Genomic DNA, 20,578 nt, shown 5'->3' on the forward strand with positions numbered 1-20,578 from the left:
TACGGTGCACTGGCCTCCACCCACCCGCGTCGGCTCCGCCCCGCCCGCACCGAGGAGCGTCCCTTGTGACCGCCGTACTCACCCGCCGCGCGCTCAACCGCGCCACGCTCGCCCGCCAGCATCTCGACGTGCGGGTGCGGATGACCGCTGTCGCGATGGTCGAGCATCTCGTCGGGATGCAGGCGCAGGCGCCGTGGCCGCCGTACACGGGGTTGTGGACGCGGATCGAGGGGTTCGGGCACGAGGAGCTGGGCGACGCGCTCACCTCGCGGCGGCTCGTGCGGGTGCTGCTGCACCGGGGCACGGTGCACCTCGTGAGCGCGGCGGACTGCCTGGCGCTGCGCCCGCTCGTGCGGCCGGTGCTCGTGCGCGGGCACCGGGCGGAGGTGCGCGCGGCCTTCGCCGACGCGGAGCGGATCGCGCGGCTCACGCGCGAAGTGCTCGGCGCGCGGGGCCCCTTGACGCCCACCGAGCTGGGCGCCGCGCTCGCCGAGCTGCTGCCGGGGACACCCGCGAAGGTGCTCGCGGACGTCGCGCGGACGACCGTGGCTCTCGTGCAGGTGCCGCCGCGCGCCGTGTGGGGCGCGGGCGGCGCGACGCGGTACGCGACCGCCGAGTCCTGGCTCGGCGCGGAGCGACGCGCCGCCGGGCTGCCGGAGTTGGTGCGGCGCTACCTCGCGGCCTTCGGTCCGGCGACGGTCGCGGACATCCAGGCGTGGTGCGGGCTCACGCGCCTGCGCGAGGTGACCGACGCGATGCCGGACCTGCTGCGGCTGCGGGGCGAGGACGGCGCGGCGCTCCTCGACGTGCCGGAGGCGCCCCGCCCGGGACCCGGGGCGCCCGCGCCCGTCCGCTTCCTCGCCGAGTTCGACAACGTCCTGCTCTCGTACGCCGACCGCGGCCGCATCGTGCCGGAAGCGGCACGCCCGTACCTCTTCTCGAAGAACGGCGTCATCCCCGGCACCGTGCTCGTCGACGGCGTCGTGCGGGCGGTGTGGCGGGCGGAGAAGGGACACGTCGCGGTGACCCCGCTGCGGAGGCTGACGGCCGCCGAGCGGGGCGAGGTCGAGGCGGAGGGGGCCGCGCTCGCCGCGTTCCTCGCGGGGGCGCGGGGCGAGGTCCGGGTCGGACCGGTGGCGGCGGAGCGGGCCCCCGCGCCCCTCACACGAAAGCGCTCAGCCCCGTCGCCGCGCGGCCGACGATGAGCGAGTTCATGTCGCGCGTGCCCTCGTACGAGTACAGCGCCTCGGCGTCGGCGAAGAAGCGGGCCGCGTCGTGGTCGAGGAGGATGCCGTTGCCGCCGAGGACCTCGCGGGCGCGCGCGACGGTCTCGCGCATCCGGGTCGTGCAGAACATCTTCGCCAACGCGGCCTGCGCGTCGCTGAGTTCGTCCTTCTCCTCCAGCGCGGCGAGCCGCACCGCGAGGGACTGGCAGGCGGTGATGTCGGCGAGCATGCGGGCGAGGTTGTCCTGCACGAGCTGGAAGGAGCCGATGGGACGGCCGAACTGCTCGCGCTCCACGGCGTACGCGCGCGCCGCCTCGTAGGCGCCGAGCGCGCAGCCCGTCGCCGTCCAGGCCACGGCCGCGCGCGTCACGCGCAGGACGCGGTTGGTGTCGGCGAAGGACTCCGCGTGCTGGAGCCGGTCGGCCTCGGGGACGCGGACCCCGTCGAGCGCGAGGTGGGCGTTCTGCACGCCGCGCAGCGCGATCTTGTGCGGGATGACGTCGGCGCTCAGGCCCGCCGCGCCGTGCTCCACGACGAAGCCCTTGACCTGGTCGTCGGCCACGTCCCTCGCCCACACGACGAGGAGATCGGCGAAGGAGCCGTTGCCGATCCACTTCTTCTCGCCGTCGAGCACCCACGTGTCGCCCTCGCGGCGCGCGGTCGTGGTGAGCCCGGCGGCGGTGCCCGAGCCGACGAGGGGTTCGGTGAGGGCGAAGGCGCCGAGCTTCTCCCAGCGGGTCATCGCGGGCAGCCACCGCGCCTTCTGCTCCTCCGAGCCGCAGGCCCGTACCGAGCCCATCGCCAGCTCGGCGTGCACCCCGAAGAAGGTGGCGAACGACGGGTCGACGCGCGCCATCTCCATGCCGAGCAGCCCCCGGAAGAGGCTGCTGCGGGCCGGTACGCCGACGTCGTCGCCCTCCTCACCGGTGATCCCCAGCTCGGCGATGCGCCCGCGCAGGCTGACCGGGCTGCGCCCGGCCTCCCACAGTTCATTGGCGTGCGGCGCGACCTCGGCGCGCAGGAACTCCCGTACGCGATCCAGGAGTTTGCGCTCCTCGCCGTCCAGCAGGTCCACGATCCCGAAGAAATCGCCCTCGACCGCGCCCGCTTCGCTCCCGTGCCGCCGCTCCGCCATGGTCCGCACCGCCTTCGTCCCGCCGTGCCGCCGTACGGCACGGACTTGATCGTTACTGACGGGTACCCCGTGGAGGGCGGGAGCAGTCGTCGGCCCGTCCCCGGCCACCTGAATGCCGGGGCGGCGCCGTCAGTGCCCCGCGAGCACCTTCACCCCCGCCACGAAGACCCCGATCACCGCGTTGAGCGCGGCCGAGAGCACGGCCCGGGGCACTCCTCGGCCCGAGCGCCGTCCGCCCGCGTACCCCCACAGCGCGAGCCCCGCGACCTCGCTGCCGACCGAGATCCACAGGGCGGTGTCCAGCTCCATCACCCCGAGCGCCGAGAGCGCGGTCAGGATCAGGGGCCCGGCGGCGGAGGTGAGCAGGGGGCTGCTCGTGTAGAGCGCGTGGCGCACGGCGTGCGAACCGGCCCGGCGGGCGTGCGCGACGGGGTGGGCCTGGAGGTCGGCGACGAGGGTCGCGAGCCACAGCCCGAGCGCCGTCGCCGCGACGGCCACGGCGACCCCCTCATGACTGGGGTGCTCGCTCTGCCCGTACCCGACGAGGACGGCGAGCAGGGTCAGCGAGGCGTAGATCCGCTCCTTGACCCGCTCCCCGCGGACCTGCGGGCTGGACAGCGGATCGGGGTCGCGGGTACTGCCGACGGGCACGCGGGGGCCGTCGGCGGGGGTGGACTCGGGGGGCATGGGGGAACTTTAGGCGCGATACGGGCAGAAAACGGCCCGCCCGTTCGGTGCGCCCGAGCCGGAGGCGCCCGGCTCCGGGGTGTGCCCCCCCATCGGTCCGCCCCGCGTTGTGCGCCGGGTCCGCCCCGCGTTGTGCGCCGGGTCCGCCCCGCGTTGTGCGCCGGGTCCGCCCCGCGTTGTGTCCGCTCGCGGCTCAGGCGGCGCGGCGCGTCTCCGCGCTCTCGCGCGGCGCGGCGGCCGTGAGGCCGGGGGTCGTCGCGGCCACGTCCGTGTCGCGGACGAGCCGGAGGTGACGCGTACGGCGCCCGGCGTCCGGCACGCTTTCCTCCCGGCGAGATCGCCGGATCGGCGACGACCCGGCGGAGGACCCCATCCAGTCCTCCACCCGGTCCATCGCGAAGAGCAGGACGGCGGCGAGCGGCAGCAGCAGGCACGCGACGAACAACACGGTGGAGCTCCCTCGAAGACGACTCCGTCCGAGTGCCCCTGGACGCGCGGACTATCGGACGATCAGGTCAAGGTCCGATAACAACGTGCGCCGCGCCGCCGGTCTCCGCCGTGCCGCTCAGCCGCCCGCCGCGTACAGCTCCAGGAGCGGTTGCGCCGAGTCGAGCCCGTCGCGCCCGAACGGCGCGTCGAAGCTCCACACGAGGAAGAGCAGGAAGACGACGAGCGCGCTGAACGTCGTGGCGAGCACGACCTCGCGGGTGGTGCGGCGGATCTGGAGCGTGTAGAGCAGGCCGAGGGTCACGACGCCGCCCGCGATGAGACCGAACCACACGGTGCCGGGGAGCGTGGACCCGGCGGACTCGATGCGCTGGTGGCGCGCGTCGTCGGCGGCGGCGACCTGGTCGAGGAGCGGCTGGTACGCCTGTGCCTGGAGTTCGTCGGCGGGCTCGCGGTGGGCGAGGTCGGAGCGGACCCTGGCGAGCAGCGCCGCGCCCGTCGCGTCGGGTTCGCGTCCGGCCTCCATCTCGGGCCACTCCGAGGTGACGGTGTGCCGGGCGTAGGCGTCGATGTGGGTGCGCACCTGCTCGCGGAAGGCCGCCGGGTAGACGTCGAGCCGCTGGTTGATCTCGTAGAGCGACTGCGCCTCGCGCTGCACGGTGTCGTCGGCGGCCTGGCGGGCCTCCCAGACACCGGCGATGGCGAGGCCGAGGACGATGGCGTACACGACGCCCACCATCATCACCATGTACTCCAGGACGTCGGGCGTCTCGGAGGTGTCCTCGTCGGTGACGCGCCGCTGTCTGAGCGCGGCGGCGCCCACGACGAGCGCGCAGACGAGCACGGAGGCGAGGGTGTAGATCAGCCATTGGGGCACAGCGAGCCTCCTGGGGGGCAGGCCGGAGGGAACGGGGGTACGGGTACGGGCCGCGCGGCGCACGGCACGGACCTGGGACGGGGCGCGGGCTCAGCGCCTGCGACGGCCGCCCGGTCGGAGGGCGACGGCGGTGAGCACCGCGGGGAGCATCACGACGAGGGTCGTGGTGGTGACCGGCATCCCCGCGGGCTTCGGGCGCTGGGCGACGGGGCGGTGCGAGCGGGGCTCCCAGCGGAAGCCGGCCGGCACGGGCTGCGGGGCGGGGACCGCCTCGGGCGGCGGCGGTTTCGGCGGCGCGGGGCGCGGACGCGGGCTCGGAGGCGGGACCGGACGCGCGGCGGGCGGCGGCACGACCACGGCGGGCCGGGGCTTCGGGGGTGGCGGCGGCACGGGGCGCGGCGCGGGCGGCGGGGTGGGCGCCGGGGGCTTGGGCGCGGGCTTCGGTGGCTCCGGCGGCTCCGGCGGCTCCGGTGTGGGGGGTGCCGGGGGCGGTGGGGGTGGGGTGGGTGTCGGCTCGGGGGGCGGTGGCGGGGTGGGCCGGGGCGGGTGGTGGTGGCCGTTGATCTCGACCCACGCGTGGTCGGTGCAGACGACGAGGTGTCCCCCGATCGGTCCGCCCTCGATGAGCACCGAGGTCCCGCCGGTGTGACCCGGCAACGGGCAGAACGCTGTGGCCGCCATGACCCCGGCCGTGATCCAGCCAGCCATTCGCCCCCCTCATCCTCCGGCGCTCGCACGCCGGAACGCGAACCGCGCCGGTCCCGAGGCCCCGCGGGGGCGGGAGCGGTTCCGGCGTACGGAGCAACGAACGGAGCGGGGAAGGGACACGCGACACGAAGGAGCGCGGGAGCGGAGGGGGGCGCGGGGAGAGAGCACGCGCGCCCGGCGAGGGGGAGAGCACGCGCGCCCGGCCGGGAGGAGGAGGCGCACCCGGGCCGGTGACGGACACGTCTAATCGGCCCGGGGAGGAGCCGGGGAGGAGCCGGAGAGGAGAAACGCGCACTCCGCCCGGAGACGGACACGCTCACCCGGACGGCGTGAAGAGGGCACGTCCGGCGGGGGACGCTGACACCCGCCGGGCCCAGGGACGGACGCGCGCGCCCGCAAGCCCGCGCCGCCCCCACCCCCTACCGCCCCACAGCCCACCCGCCCCGCGTCGCCCCCGGCCTCACGCCTTGAGGTTCGCCGGGTCCACGATCTCGTCGGCGCCCGGCTTCTCCACCTCGACCTTCTTGCCGTACTCGGTGAAGGTCATGGTGTTGGGTTCGCTGCCCTTCGTCTCGGTGCGCAGGAGGTAGGGCTTCCCGTCGGTGGCGACGTGCAGCCGCAGCTCCTTGCCGCTCTTCTCCTTCTTGAGGGTGAGCGCGTCCTTGCCGTCGACCTCGCTCGTGTCGCCGCGCTCGAGCCCCTGGCGCTCGGACTTGTCCTGGTCCATCGAGGCGAGGAACGCCTTCTTGTCGCAGAAGGCGGCGTCGGCGCTGTCGGCGGGGGCCTTGACCCACTTGCCCGCGAGCTTGTCGGCGAGCTGGGCTCCCTGGCTGCCCGTGCCGCCGCCCGCGCGCGCCGAGTTGGTCCAGAACTTCTTGTCGCCCTTGATGAGGAGGTCACCGCCGTCGCGGAGCAGTTCGGCCGTGGCCCCGTCGCCGCTGACCGTGCCCGTACAGGCGCCCTTGTCGTCGACGCGCACGTCGATCTTGACGACGTTGCCGCCCTTGACGTGCGAGGTGCCCTTGAGGTGGACGGAGGGGGCCTTGTCGGTGGCGGCCACGGCCTTCGCCGCGATGTCGTCGGGCTTCTGGCCCTTGAACGCCTCGTCCGAGTCGTCGGAGTCGCCGCACGCCGACAGCGCGAGCGCCCCCGCGCACAGCATCCCGAGGGCCGCCGCAGTGGTCCGCGTCCGCCTCGTCGTCATGGTCCCGCCCTTCCGCCGGTCGGCGACCGGCCGCCTGGTGACGTCCCGTCAAGGCGACGGGACTCGGCCCGAGTACCCGCGAAAACGCTTCCTTCACAAGAAGGGCACAGAAAAGTCGACGCGGGGGGGGCCGCGGGCACGCCCCTGACTCACTCGCGCTTGGCGGCGACCGGTACGTACCGCCAGAAGGCGGGGACGACGAAGGCGAGGAGGACGACGGCCACCACGACGAGGAGCCCGCCGCCCACCGTCGCGCCGCGCGCGCCGACCGCCTCGCCCACGGTGCCGTGGAGCAGGTCGGCGAGGCGCGGGCCGCCCGCGACGACGACGGTGAAGACGCCCTGCATCCGGCCGCGCATCTCGTCGGTGGCCTCCGACTGGAGGATGACGCCGCGGAAGACCATCGAGATCATGTCGGCGGCCCCGGCGAGGGCGAGCATGAGCGCGGCGAGCCACAGGGAGTGCGCGAGGCCGAGCCCCGCGACGGCGAGGCCCCAGGCGGCGACCGAGAGGACGACCATCACGCCGTGGCGGCGGATGTGCGAGTAGAGCCCGGAGAAGACGCCGCACAGGAGGGCGCCGACGGGGAGCGCGGCGTAGAGCACGCCGAGCGCGGCGTCGCCGCCGAAGTAGGTGTCGGCCATCTCGGGGAAGAGGGCGCGGGGCATGCCGAGGACCATCGCCGCGATGTCGGCGACGAAGGAGACGAGGAGGAGTTTGCGCGGCCACAGATAGCGGAAGCCGTCGAAGACGTCCTTGAGACCGGCGCGGCGCGCGGCGGCCTTGAGCGGGGGCAGCGGCGGGAGCTTCCACACCGCCCACAGGGTGATGACGAGGGCGACCGTGTCGACGAGATAGAGCGTCGAGATGCCGAGAACGGGGGCGAGCGCCCCGGCGAGCAGCGGGCCGAGGATCTGGCCGAACTGGGCGACGGTGGAGGTGAGCGCGGTCGCGGCCGGCAACTGGGCCTCGGGGACGAGGCGGGCGACGGAGGCGGTGCGGGTGGGGGCGTTGATGCCGAAGAGCGCCTGCTGGAAGGCGAGCAGGACGAACAGGACCGCGACGGAGTGCATCCCGAGCGCCGCCTGCGCCCAGAAGAGGAGCGAGGTGACGGCGATACCGGCGTTGCTGAAGAGGAGGAGCGTGCGCCGGTCGCGCAGGTCGGCGATGGCGCCGCCCCACAGCGCGAAGACGACGAGCGGGACGAGCGCGACGGCGCCCGCGACGCCGACGAGTGCGGAGGACCCGGTGTCGTCGTAGATCTGGAGGGGAACGGCGACGGCCGTGAGCTGGCTGCCGATCGCGGTGACGACCGTGGACGACCACAGGCGGCGGAAGGGCTTGATGCGGAGCGGGGTGGTGTCGACGGTGAAGCGTCGGCGGCGCTGCGCGGGGACGAGGGCGGGACCTGGCGGCTCGTCCTCGGTGCTCTCGGTGGGCTGGTGAGCGCTGTCGACCACCGGAAGGACTCCGTTTCCCGGCGGGGCGAGACGGTCCGCGGTACGCCGACGCGCCGCCCCTGCCGTGTCGTGCTGGGCAGGAAGGCTGTGACGCGTTGGGTGACGTTAACGCTTACGGTCGCGGGTCCGGGCGCGCACGCGCGGGAGCCGTACCGCACGAACCTAACCGGAACGGGTGACACCGGTCAACACGGGGTTCACGGACCGGTCACGGGACATACGAAGAGAAACGGAGGAGGTCGTCATGGGTGACGGCGAGGACGGCATAGGTCTGTCGGACGCGGAGGAGCGGGCCATCGCGCTCTCCCCGGCGGAGGAGCGGGCGATCGCGGTGACGCCGACGGAGGGCAGGGGCATCGCGCTGACCCCCACGGAGGGGAAGGGGATCGCCCTGACGGAGGCGGAGGAGGAGGCGGTGCTCTCGGGCACGGGGAGCACGGCGACGTACGAACTCGACCCGCCGGGCTCCCACGGACTCCTCCCGGAGGGGCCGCGGCTGCACGCCCCGTCCCAGCTCCCCGACCACCACGTACCGGACCTTCCGACCCTCCCAGGCCCCCCGGAGCTCCGCCCCGAGCCCCGCTCCGCACACACCGGAGAGGTTGAGTAGTCGCCCGGACCCGGCACTCACGCCGCCCGGAATCCAGCCCGTCCGGCGTCCGAGGTCCAGGGGGAGCCCCGGGGACGGCCCGCCCGGCGCGCGCGAAGGCGGCGGCCCCGCTAGCGCCGAGTCCGTACCAACAGGTAGATGAAGTACGGCGTCCCCACCAGCGACGTCATCAGCCCCGCCCCCAGCTGCGAGGGCGCGATCACGGTCCGTCCCAGGGTGTCCGCCAGGACGACCAGGCACGCCCCCAGGAGGACGGCCGTCGGCAGGACCCGCGCGTGCCGCCGCCCCACCAGCGCCCGCGCGGCGTGCGGCGCGACGAGCCCGACGAAACCGATCGTCCCGGCCGCCGCGACGGCCGTCGCCGTCAGGACGACCGCCGTGGCGAGCAGCAGGAACCGCCGCGGCGCGAGCGGCAGCCCGAGCAGGCGGGGCGTGTCGTCGTCGAGCGAGACGAGGTCGAGGTCGCGCCGGGAGGCCACCGCGAGGGCCCCGCCGAGCAGCAGCGCGATGCCGACGGGGAGCAGATCGGGCAGCTCACGCCCGTACGTCGAACCGGAGAGCCACGTCAGGGCCTTGGCCGCGTTGAAGGGGTCGGTCAGGACGATGACCAGGCCGATGAGCGCGGTCGTCGCGGCCGAGACCCCGATGCCGACGAGGATCACCCGGTTCTGCCGGAAACCGCCCCGCGCGGCGAGCCCGAAGACGAGGACGGCCGCCGCCGCGGAGCCCGCGAAGGCGGCGCCCGCGATGCCCCACGTGCCGATCCCGGTGGCGGCGGTCGTGGCGAGGACGGCGCCGAGCGCGCCGCCGCCCGAGACGCCGAGCACGCTCGGTTCGGCGAGCGGGTTGCGGGTCACGGCCTGCACGAGGGTGCCGGAGAGGGCGAGCGCGGCCCCCGCGAGCAGTGCGGAGAGGACGCGCGGGACGCGGGTGTCGAGGACGAAGGAGATCGCGGAGCCCGCGCGGCCCGTGGCCCAGTTGGTGAGGTCGCCGAGGAGGAGCACGTTGTCGCCGAGGAGGGCTCCGGCGATGACGAGGCCGACGAGCACGGCGGCGACGACGGCCAGCGTGACGAGGTACGCGACGCGCCCCGGTATGCGGGTGCGCTCGGGTTCCTGCGCGTCGCCGCCCTCCTTGAGCCGTACCGCCATGACGACGAGGAAGACCGCGCCGAGCAGGCTCGTGACGGTGCCGGTCGGGATGCCGGTGGAGCGGTCGGCGGTGACGAAGGTACGGAGCAGGACGTCCGAGCCGAGGACGAGCCCCGCGCCGACGAGGCCCGCGAGCGGGATGTTCGCGCGGGTGCGCACGAAGCCCTTGTAGCGGGCGACGAGCGGGCGGACCAGCGCGGGCGCGCACAGGCCCGCGTAGCCGAGCGGCCCGGTGAGGGTGACGGCGGCGGCGGCGAGCAGCGCGGTGAGCACGACGACGACGAGCCGGGTGCGGCCCACGGCGACGCCGAGGCCGCGGGCCGCGTCGTCGCCGAGGGCGAGCGCGTCGAGGCGGCGCGAGACGAGGAGGAGGCCGAGGAGCGCGACGGCGATGACGGGCAGCATCTGGAGGATGCCGTCGAAGCCGTTCTGCGCGATGGAGCCCTGGTTCCACTGGAACAGGCCCTCGGTCTCCTGCGGGAAGAGGAGCAGGAGGGACTGCGTGACGGCGTCGAGGCCCAGGGCGAGGGCGGTGCCGGCGAGGACGAGGCGGACCGTGCCCGTACCGAGTCCGGAGACGCCGAGGACGACGGCGGAGGCGGCGAGCGCGCCGACGAAGGCGACGCCCGAGGAGGCGAGGAGCGGGACGGAGACGCCGGTGACGGCGAAGAGCGCGAGGGCGAGGTAGGACCCGGCGTTGACCGCGAGCGTGTCGGGGGACGCGAGGACGTTGCGGCTCATCGTCTGCAGGGCGCGCCCGGCCGCGCCGAGCGCGAGCCCGACGACGAGCCCGGCGACGGCGCGCGGCAGGCGTGAGGCGGCGACGACGGAGGCGGAGGTGTGGTCGCCGTCGCCGATCGCGGCGTGCCACACGTCGGAGAGGCCGACGTCCGAGGTGCCCTGCGCGATGTCGATGACGGCGAGGGCCACGACGACGAGGAGGAGCCCCAGCGTGATGGCCGACGCGCCCCCGCGGTGCACGGGGGCGGTGGACTCCTGGACGGGAGGGCGCGTTGCGGTCGCGGTCATGAGCCTTGTTTCGTCACGTCTGGGGCGGGAGGGAAGGGGCGATGGGGGGCGCTCCGGCGGGGGCGGCGGCGCGGAAGTACGGGCACGGGGGCGGCGGTCCGGGGACGGGGCCTCGCGGCGGTACGGGGATCGGGCGCCCCGCGCCGGTACGGGGAGAAGCGCCCGCGCCGTCACGCCGGGCGGCCCCGGGGGACGCGGGTCCCCGGGGGCCGTCGGGAGCGGCGGGCCGTCAGGTGCGGCGGCCCGCCGGGCGGGTCACTTCGTGAGCGCCTTGACGAGGTTGTCGATGTAGGCGGTGCCGGAGGCCGTGTTGCCGAACTGCCAGATGCCGTCGTCCATGCGGTGGACGTGGTCGTTCTTGACGAAGGGCAGCGACTTCCAGACCGAGTTCTTGGCGAGCTTGGCGAAGGGGTCGCCGCCGTCCGCGTCCGAGGCGATGTAGACGAAGTTGACGTCGCCGAGCTTGGTGAGGCCCTCGACGTCGGTCGAGGCGAGGCCGTACGCCTTGTCGCCCTTGAGCGTCCACGCGTTCTTGAGGCCCAGCTCGGTGTTGATCTCGCCGAGGAAGGAGGCGCCGGTGAAGGGGCGCACGGAGACCTGGTTGCCGGTGGCCCAGCCGTCGGCGAAGGCGATCTCGCGGTTGTCTGCGCCCGCGTCGGCGAGCGCCTTCCTGCCCTCGGCGATCTTGTCGCGGAAGTCCTTCTTGACCTTGGTGGCCTTGTCGGTCGTGCCGGTGGCCGCGGCGACGAGGTCGAGGGTGCGGTCGACGGTCTTGAGCTGCTCACCGCCGCTGGCCGAGGTGGCCTCCAGGACGGGGGCGATCTTGCGGAGCTGCTTGATCGCGGCGGGCTTGAGGTCGGACGTCGCGATGATGACGTCCGGGTGGAGCGCGGCCACGGTGTCCGTGCTGGGCTCGCCGCGCATGCCGATGTCCTTGGCGCCGTCCCCGAGCGGGGCGGCCTTGTCCCAGGCGCGGTAGCCCTTGACGTCGGCGACGCCGACGGGTGTGACGCCGAGGGTCAGGGCGGCCTCGGTGACGTTCCACTCGGTGGTGACGATCCGCTTGGCGGGACCGTCGAGGGTGATCTTCTGGCCCTTGTCGTCGGTCACGGAGACCTTCTGGGCGGCGGCCGAACCCTTGGAGGCGGGCTCGTCCTTCGCGGGCTCCGAGGAGCCGCAGGCGGCGAGGGTCATCGCGGCGGTGGCCGCCGCGGCCGTGGCGAGGAGGAGTCGTCTCATGGCGTGGGGTGGAGCCTTTCACTTCTGGTGCTGTGGCGGCCTATCGCGCGGGTGCGCGGCCGTCCGGTGAGGGGGTCGGTGTCGACCTCGATACGGATGCCGTAGACCTCGGTGAGGCGCTCGGAGAGGAGCACCTCCTCGGGGGTGCCGTCGGCGACGACGCGTCCGTCGCGCAGCAGCGCGACGCGGTCCGCGACGGCGGCGGCCTGGTCGAGGTCGTGCAGGACGACGCCGACGGCGATCGCGTGCTCGTCGGCCAGGTCCCGCATGAGGTCGAGGAGTTCGACCTGGTAGCGCAGGTCGAGGTAGGTGGTGGGCTCGTCCAGGAGGAGGACGCCGGTCTCCTGGGCGAGGCAGCCGGCGAGCCACACGCGCTGGAGCTGGCCGCCCGAGAGCTGCTCGACGGCGCGCTCCGCGAGGTCCTCGACGCCCGTCAGGCGCAGCGCGCGCTCGATCGCCGCCGTGCCCTCGGGGTCGGTGCCGCCCCAGCGGCCCTGGTACGGGTAGCGGCCGAACTCGACGACGTCGCGCACCCGCAGCCCGCCGGGGGTGGGGCGCTGCTGGGTCAGCAGGGCGACGCGGCGCGCGAACTGCTTGGGCGCGAGCGCGAGGGCGTCGACGCGGTCCGTGCCGTCCTCCTCCAGGTGCACGTCACCGGCGCGGGCGCGCTGGAGGCGGGCGAGGGTGCGCAGGAGGGTCGACTTTCCGCTGCCGTTGGGTCCCACGAGCGCGGTGACCTCGCCGGGGCGCAGCGACAGGGCGGCGTCGTGGAGGACGTCCGCGCGGTCGTAGGCCACACAGACGCCCGTCGCGGTGAGGCCGTGGCCACGCGTACGGGGTGCGGTGAGCGCTCGTTCAGCTGATTTCACGCCACGAAGGCTAGCCTAACCTTAGGTGGCTGCGGAACCCACCCCCGGCGCGGAGCGCGCGGGGCACCCCCGCTCCGTACCCCCACAGTCCTCGCAGGTCACGGAGGCGTTACGGGGGTTAGCCCCCGGGCCGCTCACCGGGTGGCACCCCCTTGGCTCCGGGCGTCAGCAGGCTGCCACCCGGGACCCGGGAGGCGAAGACTCGCCTCATGACGACGACTCCCCTCGCACCCCGCCCGGTGCCCGCGCCGCGCGGCGCGGGTGACCGGAGCGGCGGCAGCGATTTCGCCCGCCTCGCCCAGCGCATCAGCGCGGCCGGACTGCTCGACCGGCGCCCCGGTTACTACACCCTGCGCCTCGGCCTCGTCGCGGCGGCCCTCGCGGGCGGCTGGACGGCCTTCGCGCTGCTCGGCGACTCCTGGTGGCAGCTCGCCGTGGCCGCGTTCCTCGCGCTCGTCTTCGGCCAGGTCGCCCTGGTCGCACACGACTTGGCGCACCGTCAGGTGTTCCGTACGCGGCGGCCCAGCGAGATCGGCGGGCGGCTCTTCGGGAATCTCGGCATCGGCATGAGCTACGGCTGGTGGATGAACAAGCACACCCGCCACCACGCCAACCCGAACCACGAGGAGCTGGACCCGGACGTCGCCCCGGACATCCTCGTGTGGTCGAAGGAGCAGGCGCGGCACAGCAAGGGCATCGCCCGGCTCCTCGGCGGTCACCAGGCGGCGCTGTTCTTCCCGTTGCTCACGCTGGAGGGCTTCAACCTCCACGTGTCGAGTGTGCGGGCGCTGCGCAAGCCGGAGATGAAGCAGCCGGTCCTCGAAGGGGTGCTGCTCTTCGCGCACCTGGCGGGGTACCTCGCGGCGCTCTTCCTGGTCCTCTCGCCCGGCAAGGCCGTCGCCTTCCTCTTCGTGCACCAGGCGCTCTTCGGCGTCTACCTCGGCTCCACCTTCGCCCCCAACCACAAGGGGATGCCGACGCTGTCCGGGAACGACCGGCCCGACTTCCTGCGCCGGCAGGTCCTCACCTCGCGCAACGTGCGCGGCGGGCTCGTCACCGACGTCGCCCTCGGCGGCCTCAACTACCAGATCGAGCACCACCTCTTCCCGAGCATGCCGACCCCGCACCTGCGCCGGGCCCAGCCCCTCGTGCGCGCGTACTGCGCCGAGCTCGGCATCCCGTACCACGAGACGGGGCTGCTGCGCTCGTACAAGGAGGCGCTGACACACCTGCACCGGGTGGGCGAGCCCCTCAGGCGCGGCGTCGTGACCCCGGCGGCGACCGAGGGCTGAGCGAGAACGGCGCACGAACGGGGCCCGGGGCCCGGAACGGGGACCCGGGTACGGGGCGACCCGGACGGGGACCCGGGTACGGGGTCGGCGCGGAGTGGCCGGTACGGGGTCGGCGCGGAGTGGCCGGTACGGGGTCGGCGCGGAGTCGTCGGGTACGGCCCCGGGCGAGCGCTCAGGCGCGCTCCGCGAGGGGGTGATCGGGCTCGACGGCGGCCCGCGCGGCACGCTCCAGGAGGCCGGGGTCGCCCCGCCGCACGTACAGCGCGGGGAGGACGAGGCGCCACCACTCGTACAGGCGCTCGCCGACGATCTGGCCGCGCCACCTCCCCTCCCCCGCGCCCCTGCCGGAGCCCGCGCCCTCGTGCGCGCCGAGCGGGGCGGTGAGGACGGAGACGCCGTAGAAGGCCCGGACCAGCGCGGGAGCGGTCCGGGCCGGACTCACGCCCGAGCTGAGCGTGCCGCGCTGGCGGGCGCGGGCGAGCAGCCGGGTGGCGCAGAAGGTCCAGGCCCCGAAGGGGTCGGGGAGCGGGGCGGCGATCGTGGCGCGCTCGGCCCACAGACGGGCCCCGGCGCGGGCCACCGGGTCGTCGGCGAGACTGCCCGCGACGGCGAAGCTGAGCCCGACCAGGTTCTCCAGGGGGCACACGTCGCGTGCCGTGTACCTGGACCGCAGGTGGCCCCAGTCGGCGAAGCGGTCCCTGACGACGGCGAGGGCGACGCCCTCCTTGTTCGTGTAGTGGAAGTAGACGGCTCCGCTGGTCCGGCCGGACCTGGCGCTTATGTCGTTGATGCTCGTCGCGGCGTAGCCGCGCGTGGCGAAGAGGTCGGCCGCCGCTTCCAGCACCTTTCTCCGGGTCGCCTGCGCCCTTTCCTGCAATGTGCTGTCCACCTTCGCTCAACATGGTTGTGACAACCGGGAAATCTAATGCGCCCGCGTACGCCGGGAATACGAACGGACCGCTCACGCCCGGAAATTGTTTCTTTCTTTCGGGCATGCACGCTTCCGGGTGATTGCGCGCGGCTTCCCGCCCGCTCCCCCGCAGCTTCCCGATCACGTCGCCGAGGGGCGCACTCGCGGCCAACTCGACTGCGCGAGAGCGTTGTTGACACCTTTCACGGAATACCCGAAACCCCTTCGCCACTTCCCCCGGACGAGCGCTTCGCACACACAACCGCAACTCCGGGCGATTGCGGGGGATTCGCGGGCGGAAATAACGTAGTGCGCATGATGTTTTGCACGAGAGCCGCTTGAAGCGCGCCCACCCAGCGCGCCCCGCCTCGTCGTCCGTCCGGAAACGCGCCCTCACCGGCACCGGCTCCCCCGGTACCCGGCCCCGCGCCTTCCCCGTCATCGCCGCCTGACTCCCCCGCACTCGCGCCTCGCGACCGCCGTGCGGCTCCCCCCGCTCCCGTGCACCCTTTTCCTCCCGCTTTCTCCCTGTTCGCGCGGCACCGTCGCGCACCGTCCCCTCCCTGAAAGCGCACCGCCATGAACGACTTCACGCACCCCCTGCTCTCCTGGACCCCCGAGGCCGCCGTACTCGACTGCGACGGCACCCTCGTCGACTCCGAGCGGCACTGGCACGAGGCCAGGATCGCCACGCTCGGCACCCTCGGCCTGCGGCCCTCGCCCGGATTCGCCGCGCGGGCCCTCGGGCTCCACTACGCCGACTGCGGCCGGCTCATGGCCGAGGAGGCCGGAAAGCCGGAGCTGACCGAGGAACTGACGGCCGAACTCCTGCGCCGCTTCACCGCGCTCGCCGCCGCCGACCCCGTCCTCATGCCGGGCGCGGGCGCCTTCGTCCGCGCACTCGCCGAACGGATGCCGCTCGCGGTGGCGAGCAACTGCCCCAGGGAGGTCGTCGAGACCTCGCTGGGACGGGCCGGGCTGCTCGGCCACTTCCGGCACGTCGTGGTGCCGGACGCGGAGGTACGGGCGAAACCGGAGCCCGACGTGTACCGGAAGGGCGCGGAACTTCTCGGCGTCGACCCCGACCGCGCCCTCGCCGTCGAGGACACGCTCACCGGTGTGGAGGCGGCGCGGGCCGCGGGCCTGCGGGTGCTCGGCGTGGGCCCGCGGCCCGCGGAGGCCGAACGGGCGCACCTGTGGGTGCCCGCCCTGGACGCGCCTGTCCTGCTGGCCTGGGTGCGGGCGCATGTGACGGGGGACCAGGAGTCGCGCTCCTGAGACCCCGCGCCCCGGACCCCGCCCCTCAGACGTCGGAAGCGCTCAGGTGGGGAGCCAACTCCCGCACCTCTCCTCCCGCCGAGGCGAAGAACAGGGCCACGCCCACCGCTCCCGGGTCCGGGACGCCCGTGGCCCTGTCGCCGAGGTAGCTGGAGCGGCCCATACGGGCGCGGAGCCCCGCCGTGCGGTGGACTCCGGCCCAGCCGGCCTCGGCGGCGGCGGCCAGGGCGGAGCCCGGGGTACCGGCGGGGTCGGCGGCGCTGTCCCTCAGGGACTCCGCCGCCGGGTGGAGGGCGTCGACCAGGGTCTTGTCCCCCGGGGCCGCGCCGCCCACGCGGCGTATCGCCGCGAGGCCCTCGCCGACGCCGTCGGCCAGCGCGACGACGGTCCAGCCCCCTTCGCCCACCGCCCCCGCCATCGCCTGGAGGAGCAGCCCGAAGAGCGGGCCGCTCGTCCCGCCGACCTCGTCGAGGAACGCCTCGGCGAAGTGTTCCAGCGTGTCCGTGCCGGGGGCGGCGTCGGCACGGCGCAGCGCGGCGCCGACGCCCGCGCTCAGGTTCGTACCGAAGTCGCCGTCCCCCACCCGCTGGTCGAGCGCGGTCAGTTCGGCCTCGGTGGCCCGCGCGGAGGCCGCGAAGCGGCGCATCCAGCCGTCCGCGTCCGGTTCGGGGCCCGTCCATGCCATGGCTCGCTCCGTCACGACACCACTCCCTCTCCTCGTGGCCGCACCACACCCGCGACCCACGTCACCACCGCAGCGCCGCCGTCCGCACCGGGGCGTCCCAGCGGCGCAGCGTCTCCTCGTCGGCGAGCAGGAGGCTCACCGAGAAGCCGCGCATGTCGAGCGCTGTCACGTAGTTGCCGACGAGGCTGCGCGCCGGGCGCACCCCCTGCGCCTCCAGGTGGCGCGCGACCTCGCCGTAGATCCCGTACAGCTCCAGCGGTGTCACCGCGCCGAGCCCGTTGACGAGGACGATCGCCTCGCTGCCGGTGCCCGGATCGAGCGCCGCGAGCAGTTCGCCCGTCATCCGCTCGACGAGCGGGGTCAGCTCGCCGCGCGGCACGGTGCGGCCCGCGCGCTCGCCGTGGATGCCGACCCCGTACTCCAGCTCGCCGTCCGCCAGTTCGAAGGCGCGCTCACCTGTCGTGGGCGCGGTGTGCGCGGCCGAGGCGACGGCGAGGGAGCGGCAGCGGGCCGCGAGCCCGGCGCCGACGGCGGCGAGTTCGTCGAGCCCGAGGCCCTCGTCGGCCGCCGCGCCGAGCACCTTCTCCACGAGCACCGTGCCGCCGGTGCCGCGCCGTCCCGAGGCGATCTCCTCGGCGTCCGAGGCGAGGTCGTCGTCGATCAGGACGCGCGCGCAGGCGATGCCGTCGTGGGCGAGGCGTTCGGCGGCGATGCCGAAGTTGATGCGGTCGCCGGTGTAGTTCTTCACGAGGTGCAGGACGCCGTCCGCGCGCGCTCCGGCGCGCGAGGCCGCGTACACCTGCCGGTTGTGCGGCGAGGCGAAGACCCGCCCCGGTACGGCGACGTCGAGCATCCCCGGCCCCACGAACCCGGCGTGCAGCGGCTCGTGCCCCGCGCCGCCGCCGGAGAGCAGGCCGACCCTGCGCCCGGGGGCGGTGTCGCGCGCGAGCAGGAAGCCGTGCTCGGGATCGAGCGAGAGGAGGTCCCCGTGGGCGCGCGCGAAGCCTCGCAGCGCGTCCGGTACGAGGCGGTCGCCGTTGTTCTCGAAGTAGGGGGCCATCGGGTCCTCCAGTGTCGAAAGCCGGCGTTCCGGGTGCTGCTCACCCGTTCGCCTCGCGCCAGGGTTTCCATGCTGCGGCGGGAGGTGAAGATCGGCAACCGGCGCACCACTCGCACGGACCGGCGCACGCGACCCTCGTCCAGCGCATCCCCTACCGCGTACGCCCTCGTGCGCACCGCGCGTTCCGCACCCCGCACGCCCCCCGGGGCCCACGAACCCCCCGCGTCCCCCTCGTGCGCCACATATTCGAACGCACATTCAAACAAACGAACACTTTCAGTCCATATCGAAGCTTTCACGCCACCCCGCCCCTTACCCACCGGAATCGCTTGACTGCTCTTCAGTGACCTCCGCATATGGACATAGCCCGCGCACAGGGTCACCACCTGGCATCTCAGGGCAATGCCCCGCCTTCCCGGCGTCGCCCCCAGGCCCCCGAGGCCCCAGGCCCAAGGACCCTCCGCCATGAAAATCGCCCTGCTGATCCACAACGCCTACGGGATCGGCGGCACCGTCCGCGCGGTCGCGAACCTCTCCGCCGCGCTCGCCGGGCGCGGCCACTCCGTCGAGGTCGTGAGCGTGCACCGCCCCTCGGACCGCCCCGATCTCGGTTTCGACCCGCGCGTGCGGCTGCGCGCCCTCCTCGACATGCGCGAGGGCGCGCGCGGCTACGCGGGCGAGGACCCGCTCACCCAGCGCCCGAACACCGTCTTCCCGGACTCGGGCGTCGACTTCGGCCGGCTGCGCTACACCGCGCTGCACGACGCGCGCGTCGCCGCCTGGCTCGACGGCACCGACGCCGACGCGGTCATCGCCACCCGCCCCCTCCTCAACGGCTATCTCGCCCGCCACGGCCGCCCCGGGCTCGTCCGCGTCGGCCAGGAACACCTCGCGATGGACGCGCACAGCGAGCAGCTGCGCACCGACCAGAACGCGACGCTCGACGGGCTCGACGCCTTCGTCACCGTCTCCGAGGCCGACGCCGCGCAGTACCGGGCCGCGCTCCCCGGCGTCCGCGCCGAGATCCTGTGCGTCCCGAACGCCGTCCCCGCCCCCGCCGTCGCGCCCGCCACGCTCGCCTCGCCCGTGATCGTCGCGGCGGGGCGGCTCGTCGCCGTCAAGCGCTACGACCGCCTCCTGCGCGCCTTCGCCGCCGCCGCGCCGGCCTTCCCCGAGTGGAGCCTGCGGCTGTACGGGCGCGGCCCCGACAAGGCGCGGCTGCGCGCCCTCGTCGACGAACTGGGCATCTACGAACGAGCCCGCCTCATGGGCCCGGCCTCGCCCCTGGAGACCGAGTGGGTCAAGGGCTCGATCGCCGCCGTCTCCTCGGACCGCGAGTCCTTCGGCCTCACCCTCGTCGAGGCGATGCACTGCGGCGTGCCCGTGCTCGCGACCGACTGCCCCTACGGCCCCGGCGAGATCATCAGCCACCGCGACACCGGGGTCCTCGTCCCGCTCGACGGCGACGAGGACGACCGCGTCGCCGCCTACGCGACCGCGCTGCGCGACCTCATGGGCGACCCCGGGCTGCGCGCCAAGCTCGGCGCGCGGGGCCGCGAGCGCGCCGCCCGCTACGCGCCCGAGCGGATCGCGCGGGAGTACGAGAACCTGCTGACCCGCCTCGGCGCGGGCCGGGGCCGCCGCCGCCCGCTCAGCGCCCTCCGCGCGCTCCTGCGCCCCCGCACCCCGGCCGCCTCCGCGGAGCCCGCGCCCGCGAGGCCCCCGCACGCGGTGGCCCGCGCGCTCCCCGGCGGCGCGCTCTCCTTCGTCCTGGAGCGCGAGGGGCTACCCGAGGGGCCGCTCGACCTGCTCGTCCGCCTGCGCAAGGACCCGGAACAGCGTTCCGTACGGGTGCCGCTCGACGGCACGGAGGCGGTGCTGCCCGCCGCCGCGCACCCGCTCGCCGAGGGCCGCTGGGACTGCTTCGTGGTGCCGCGCGACGCCGACGAGTCCGCCCGCGCCCGGCTGCGCGCGGTCCGCGCCGAACAGGCCGCGCTGCTCGGCGCCGCGCCCCTCGTGGACGCCGGGGGGCTGCGCACGCGGGTGCCGTACGTGACGAGCGACGGCTTCCTCGCGGTACGGGCCTGGGCGCGGCCCCGGCACGCGGAGGTCACCGGGGTACGGCTCGGCGCGGCGCACGCCGAGGTCGAGGCGCGGTTCCTGGCCCCGGGCGGGGCCGACCCGGAGGGGGGCGTGGTCAGGGCGCGGGCGCGCGGCTGCGGGCGGTCCTTCGACGTCCCGGTGAGCGGCGACGGCGCGGGGGACGGCGCCTTCCGCTTCGTGCTCCCGCTGCCGCGCGCGGGGGACGTGCCGCTGACGGGCGAGGAGGCCCCGAAGGAGGTGTGGGACCTGGAACTGCGCACCCCGGGACCCGACGGGGCGCCGGTCCCGCTCGGCCGGGTCACGGGCGACGGCACCGACCGCAAGCGCACCGACCGCTACCCCGGCGTCACGGTCCCGCACCCCGAGCACGGCACCGCGACGGTCCGCCCCTTCTTCACCTCGGCGCACGGCCTCGCGCTGATCGTGCGGCCCCCGGCGCCGCCGGAGAGCTGAGCCGGACGGGTCACCCGGATTGCGGCCCCCGCGCGGCCCGCCAAGCGTGGAGAACAGGCACCCCCGGAACGGCGGCGCCGCTTCGCGCGAGAGGAGCCCGCGATGGCACAGGACGAGGACGGTCCGTACGGGGGCGGAGCGTATGGAGGCGGTCC

At 74.8% G+C, this 20,578-nt stretch carries 18 protein-coding genes; 5 read left to right on the plus strand and 13 right to left on the minus strand.

The window, feature by feature from the left end; translation table 11 throughout:
- Nucleotides 1-65: 65 nt before the first annotated feature.
- A complete protein-coding gene (locus STTU_RS06395) occupies nt 66-1,205 on the plus strand; it encodes a winged helix DNA-binding domain-containing protein (protein WP_007820951.1) in 1,140 nt (379 codons plus the stop codon).
- Here the strand turns inward: STTU_RS06395 and STTU_RS06400 are convergent.
- The 7 genes from STTU_RS06400 to STTU_RS06430 all read right to left on the minus strand — a co-directional run bounded on the left by STTU_RS06400 (nt 1,162) and on the right by STTU_RS06430 (nt 7,744).
- A complete protein-coding gene (locus tag STTU_RS06400) occupies nt 1,162-2,361 on the minus strand; it encodes an acyl-CoA dehydrogenase family protein (RefSeq protein ID WP_043254359.1) in 1,200 nt (399 codons plus the stop codon). The genes STTU_RS06395 and STTU_RS06400 overlap by 44 nt on opposite strands.
- 129 nt (nt 2,362-2,490) lie before the next feature.
- The gene (locus STTU_RS06405; RefSeq protein WP_052862330.1) at nt 2,491-3,048 is read right to left on the minus strand and encodes a hypothetical protein; all 558 of its coding nucleotides are present in this window, start codon (nt 3,046-3,048) and stop codon (nt 2,491-2,493) included.
- Nucleotides 3,049-3,241: 193 nt separating this feature from the next.
- Nucleotides 3,242-3,496 (minus strand): hypothetical protein, encoded by a 255-nt coding sequence (locus STTU_RS06410; protein ID WP_043257149.1) that lies wholly within the window; start codon nt 3,494-3,496, stop codon nt 3,242-3,244.
- Nucleotides 3,497-3,613: 117 nt separating this feature from the next.
- A complete protein-coding gene (locus STTU_RS06415) occupies nt 3,614-4,372 on the minus strand; it encodes a DUF4239 domain-containing protein (protein WP_043254361.1) in 759 nt (252 codons plus the stop codon).
- A 90-nt stretch (nt 4,373-4,462) separates the two neighbouring features.
- Nucleotides 4,463-5,080, minus strand: a complete 618-nt coding sequence (locus STTU_RS34860) for a hypothetical protein (protein WP_199784999.1) — start codon at nt 5,078-5,080, stop codon at nt 4,463-4,465.
- A gap of 460 nt (nt 5,081-5,540) precedes the next feature.
- Complete coding sequence (locus tag STTU_RS06425) at nt 5,541-6,284, minus strand: hypothetical protein (protein ID WP_007820960.1); 744 nt, start codon at nt 6,282-6,284, stop codon at nt 5,541-5,543.
- 149 nt (nt 6,285-6,433) lie between these two features.
- Nucleotides 6,434-7,744, minus strand: a complete 1,311-nt coding sequence (locus tag STTU_RS06430; protein ID WP_007820961.1) for an MFS transporter — start codon at nt 7,742-7,744, stop codon at nt 6,434-6,436.
- Nucleotides 7,745-7,988: 244 nt separating this feature from the next.
- On the opposite strand from STTU_RS06430, the gene STTU_RS06435 reads away from it, so the two are divergent.
- Nucleotides 7,989-8,354 carry a hypothetical protein gene (locus STTU_RS06435; protein ID WP_234019174.1) on the plus strand — a complete coding sequence of 122 codons (366 nt, stop codon included), beginning with the start codon at nt 7,989-7,991 and terminating at the stop codon, nt 8,352-8,354.
- Between the two features lie 110 nt (nt 8,355-8,464).
- On the opposite strand, the gene STTU_RS06440 is transcribed toward STTU_RS06435, so the two are convergent.
- The 3 genes from STTU_RS06440 to STTU_RS06450 form a co-directional block, all read right to left on the minus strand.
- Nucleotides 8,465-10,534 (minus strand): iron ABC transporter permease, encoded by a 2,070-nt coding sequence (locus STTU_RS06440; RefSeq protein WP_043254364.1) that lies wholly within the window; start codon nt 10,532-10,534, stop codon nt 8,465-8,467.
- Nucleotides 10,535-10,789: 255 nt separating this feature from the next.
- Nucleotides 10,790-11,773 carry an iron-siderophore ABC transporter substrate-binding protein gene (locus STTU_RS06445; RefSeq protein ID WP_043254366.1) on the minus strand — a complete coding sequence of 328 codons (984 nt, stop codon included), beginning with the start codon at nt 11,771-11,773 and terminating at the stop codon, nt 10,790-10,792.
- Complete coding sequence (locus STTU_RS06450) at nt 11,770-12,642, minus strand: ABC transporter ATP-binding protein (protein ID WP_009069204.1); 873 nt, start codon at nt 12,640-12,642, stop codon at nt 11,770-11,772. Before STTU_RS06450 ends, STTU_RS06445 begins: the two co-directional genes overlap by 4 nt.
- A 209-nt stretch (nt 12,643-12,851) precedes the next feature.
- On the opposite strand from STTU_RS06450, the gene STTU_RS06455 reads away from it, so the two are divergent.
- On the plus strand, nt 12,852-13,934 hold the full coding sequence (locus tag STTU_RS06455; RefSeq protein ID WP_007820966.1) for a fatty acid desaturase family protein: 1,083 nt from the start codon (nt 12,852-12,854) through the stop codon (nt 13,932-13,934).
- 172 nt (nt 13,935-14,106) lie between these two features.
- Here STTU_RS06455 and STTU_RS06460 read toward each other — a convergent pair whose 3' ends face one another.
- Entirely contained in the window at nt 14,107-14,778 is a 672-nt protein-coding gene (locus STTU_RS06460) for a ScbR family autoregulator-binding transcription factor (RefSeq protein ID WP_007820968.1), read from the minus strand.
- A 645-nt stretch (nt 14,779-15,423) separates the two neighbouring features.
- On the opposite strand from STTU_RS06460, the gene STTU_RS06465 reads away from it, so the two are divergent.
- Entirely contained in the window at nt 15,424-16,122 is a 699-nt protein-coding gene (locus STTU_RS06465) for an HAD family hydrolase (protein ID WP_007820970.1), read from the plus strand.
- A gap of 25 nt (nt 16,123-16,147) precedes the next feature.
- On the opposite strand, the gene STTU_RS06470 is transcribed toward STTU_RS06465, so the two are convergent.
- Together STTU_RS06470 and STTU_RS06475 are read right to left on the minus strand one after the other, a co-directional pair.
- Complete coding sequence (locus STTU_RS06470; protein ID WP_007820971.1) at nt 16,148-16,807, minus strand: DAK2 domain-containing protein; 660 nt, start codon at nt 16,805-16,807, stop codon at nt 16,148-16,150.
- A gap of 61 nt (nt 16,808-16,868) precedes the next feature.
- Nucleotides 16,869-17,867: a dihydroxyacetone kinase subunit DhaK gene (locus STTU_RS06475; RefSeq protein WP_007820972.1), complete on the minus strand. Its 999-nt coding sequence runs from the start codon at nt 17,865-17,867 to the stop codon at nt 16,869-16,871.
- 465 nt (nt 17,868-18,332) lie between these two features.
- Here STTU_RS06475 and STTU_RS06480 point away from each other — a divergent pair, with 465 nt between their 5' ends.
- Nucleotides 18,333-20,423, plus strand: coding sequence for a glycosyltransferase (locus tag STTU_RS06480; RefSeq protein WP_007820974.1), 2,091 nt, complete (start codon nt 18,333-18,335; stop codon nt 20,421-20,423).
- Nucleotides 20,424-20,578 lie beyond the last annotated feature (155 nt).

This window comes from Streptomyces sp. Tu6071, from assembly GCF_000213055.1.
In the GTDB taxonomy this organism is placed as follows: Bacteria; Actinomycetota; Actinomycetes; order Streptomycetales; family Streptomycetaceae; genus Streptomyces; species Streptomyces evansiae.

What these genes read in the sequence shown, in the direction of transcription:
- STTU_RS06400 (WP_043254359.1), bottom strand. Translation starts at nt 2,361, where the DNA reads ATGGCGGAGCGGCGGCACGGGAGCGAAGCGGGCGCGGTCGAGGGCGAT.
- STTU_RS06405 (WP_052862330.1), bottom strand. Translation starts at nt 3,048, where the DNA reads ATGCCCCCCGAGTCCACCCCCGCCGACGGCCCCCGCGTGCCCGTCGGC.
- STTU_RS34860 (WP_199784999.1), bottom strand. Translation starts at nt 5,080, where the DNA reads ATGGCTGGCTGGATCACGGCCGGGGTCATGGCGGCCACAGCGTTCTGC.
- STTU_RS06425 (WP_007820960.1), bottom strand. Translation starts at nt 6,284, where the DNA reads ATGACGACGAGGCGGACGCGGACCACTGCGGCGGCCCTCGGGATGCTG.
- STTU_RS06435 (WP_234019174.1), top strand. Translation starts at nt 7,989, where the DNA reads ATGGGTGACGGCGAGGACGGCATAGGTCTGTCGGACGCGGAGGAGCGG.
- STTU_RS06440 (WP_043254364.1), bottom strand. Translation starts at nt 10,534, where the DNA reads ATGACCGCGACCGCAACGCGCCCTCCCGTCCAGGAGTCCACCGCCCCC.
- STTU_RS06445 (WP_043254366.1), bottom strand. Translation starts at nt 11,773, where the DNA reads ATGAGACGACTCCTCCTCGCCACGGCCGCGGCGGCCACCGCCGCGATG.
- STTU_RS06455 (WP_007820966.1), top strand. Translation starts at nt 12,852, where the DNA reads ATGACGACGACTCCCCTCGCACCCCGCCCGGTGCCCGCGCCGCGCGGC.
- STTU_RS06465 (WP_007820970.1), top strand. Translation starts at nt 15,424, where the DNA reads ATGAACGACTTCACGCACCCCCTGCTCTCCTGGACCCCCGAGGCCGCC.
- STTU_RS06470 (WP_007820971.1), bottom strand. Translation starts at nt 16,807, where the DNA reads ATGGCATGGACGGGCCCCGAACCGGACGCGGACGGCTGGATGCGCCGC.
- STTU_RS06475 (WP_007820972.1), bottom strand. Translation starts at nt 17,867, where the DNA reads ATGGCCCCCTACTTCGAGAACAACGGCGACCGCCTCGTACCGGACGCG.
- STTU_RS06480 (WP_007820974.1), top strand. Translation starts at nt 18,333, where the DNA reads ATGAAAATCGCCCTGCTGATCCACAACGCCTACGGGATCGGCGGCACC.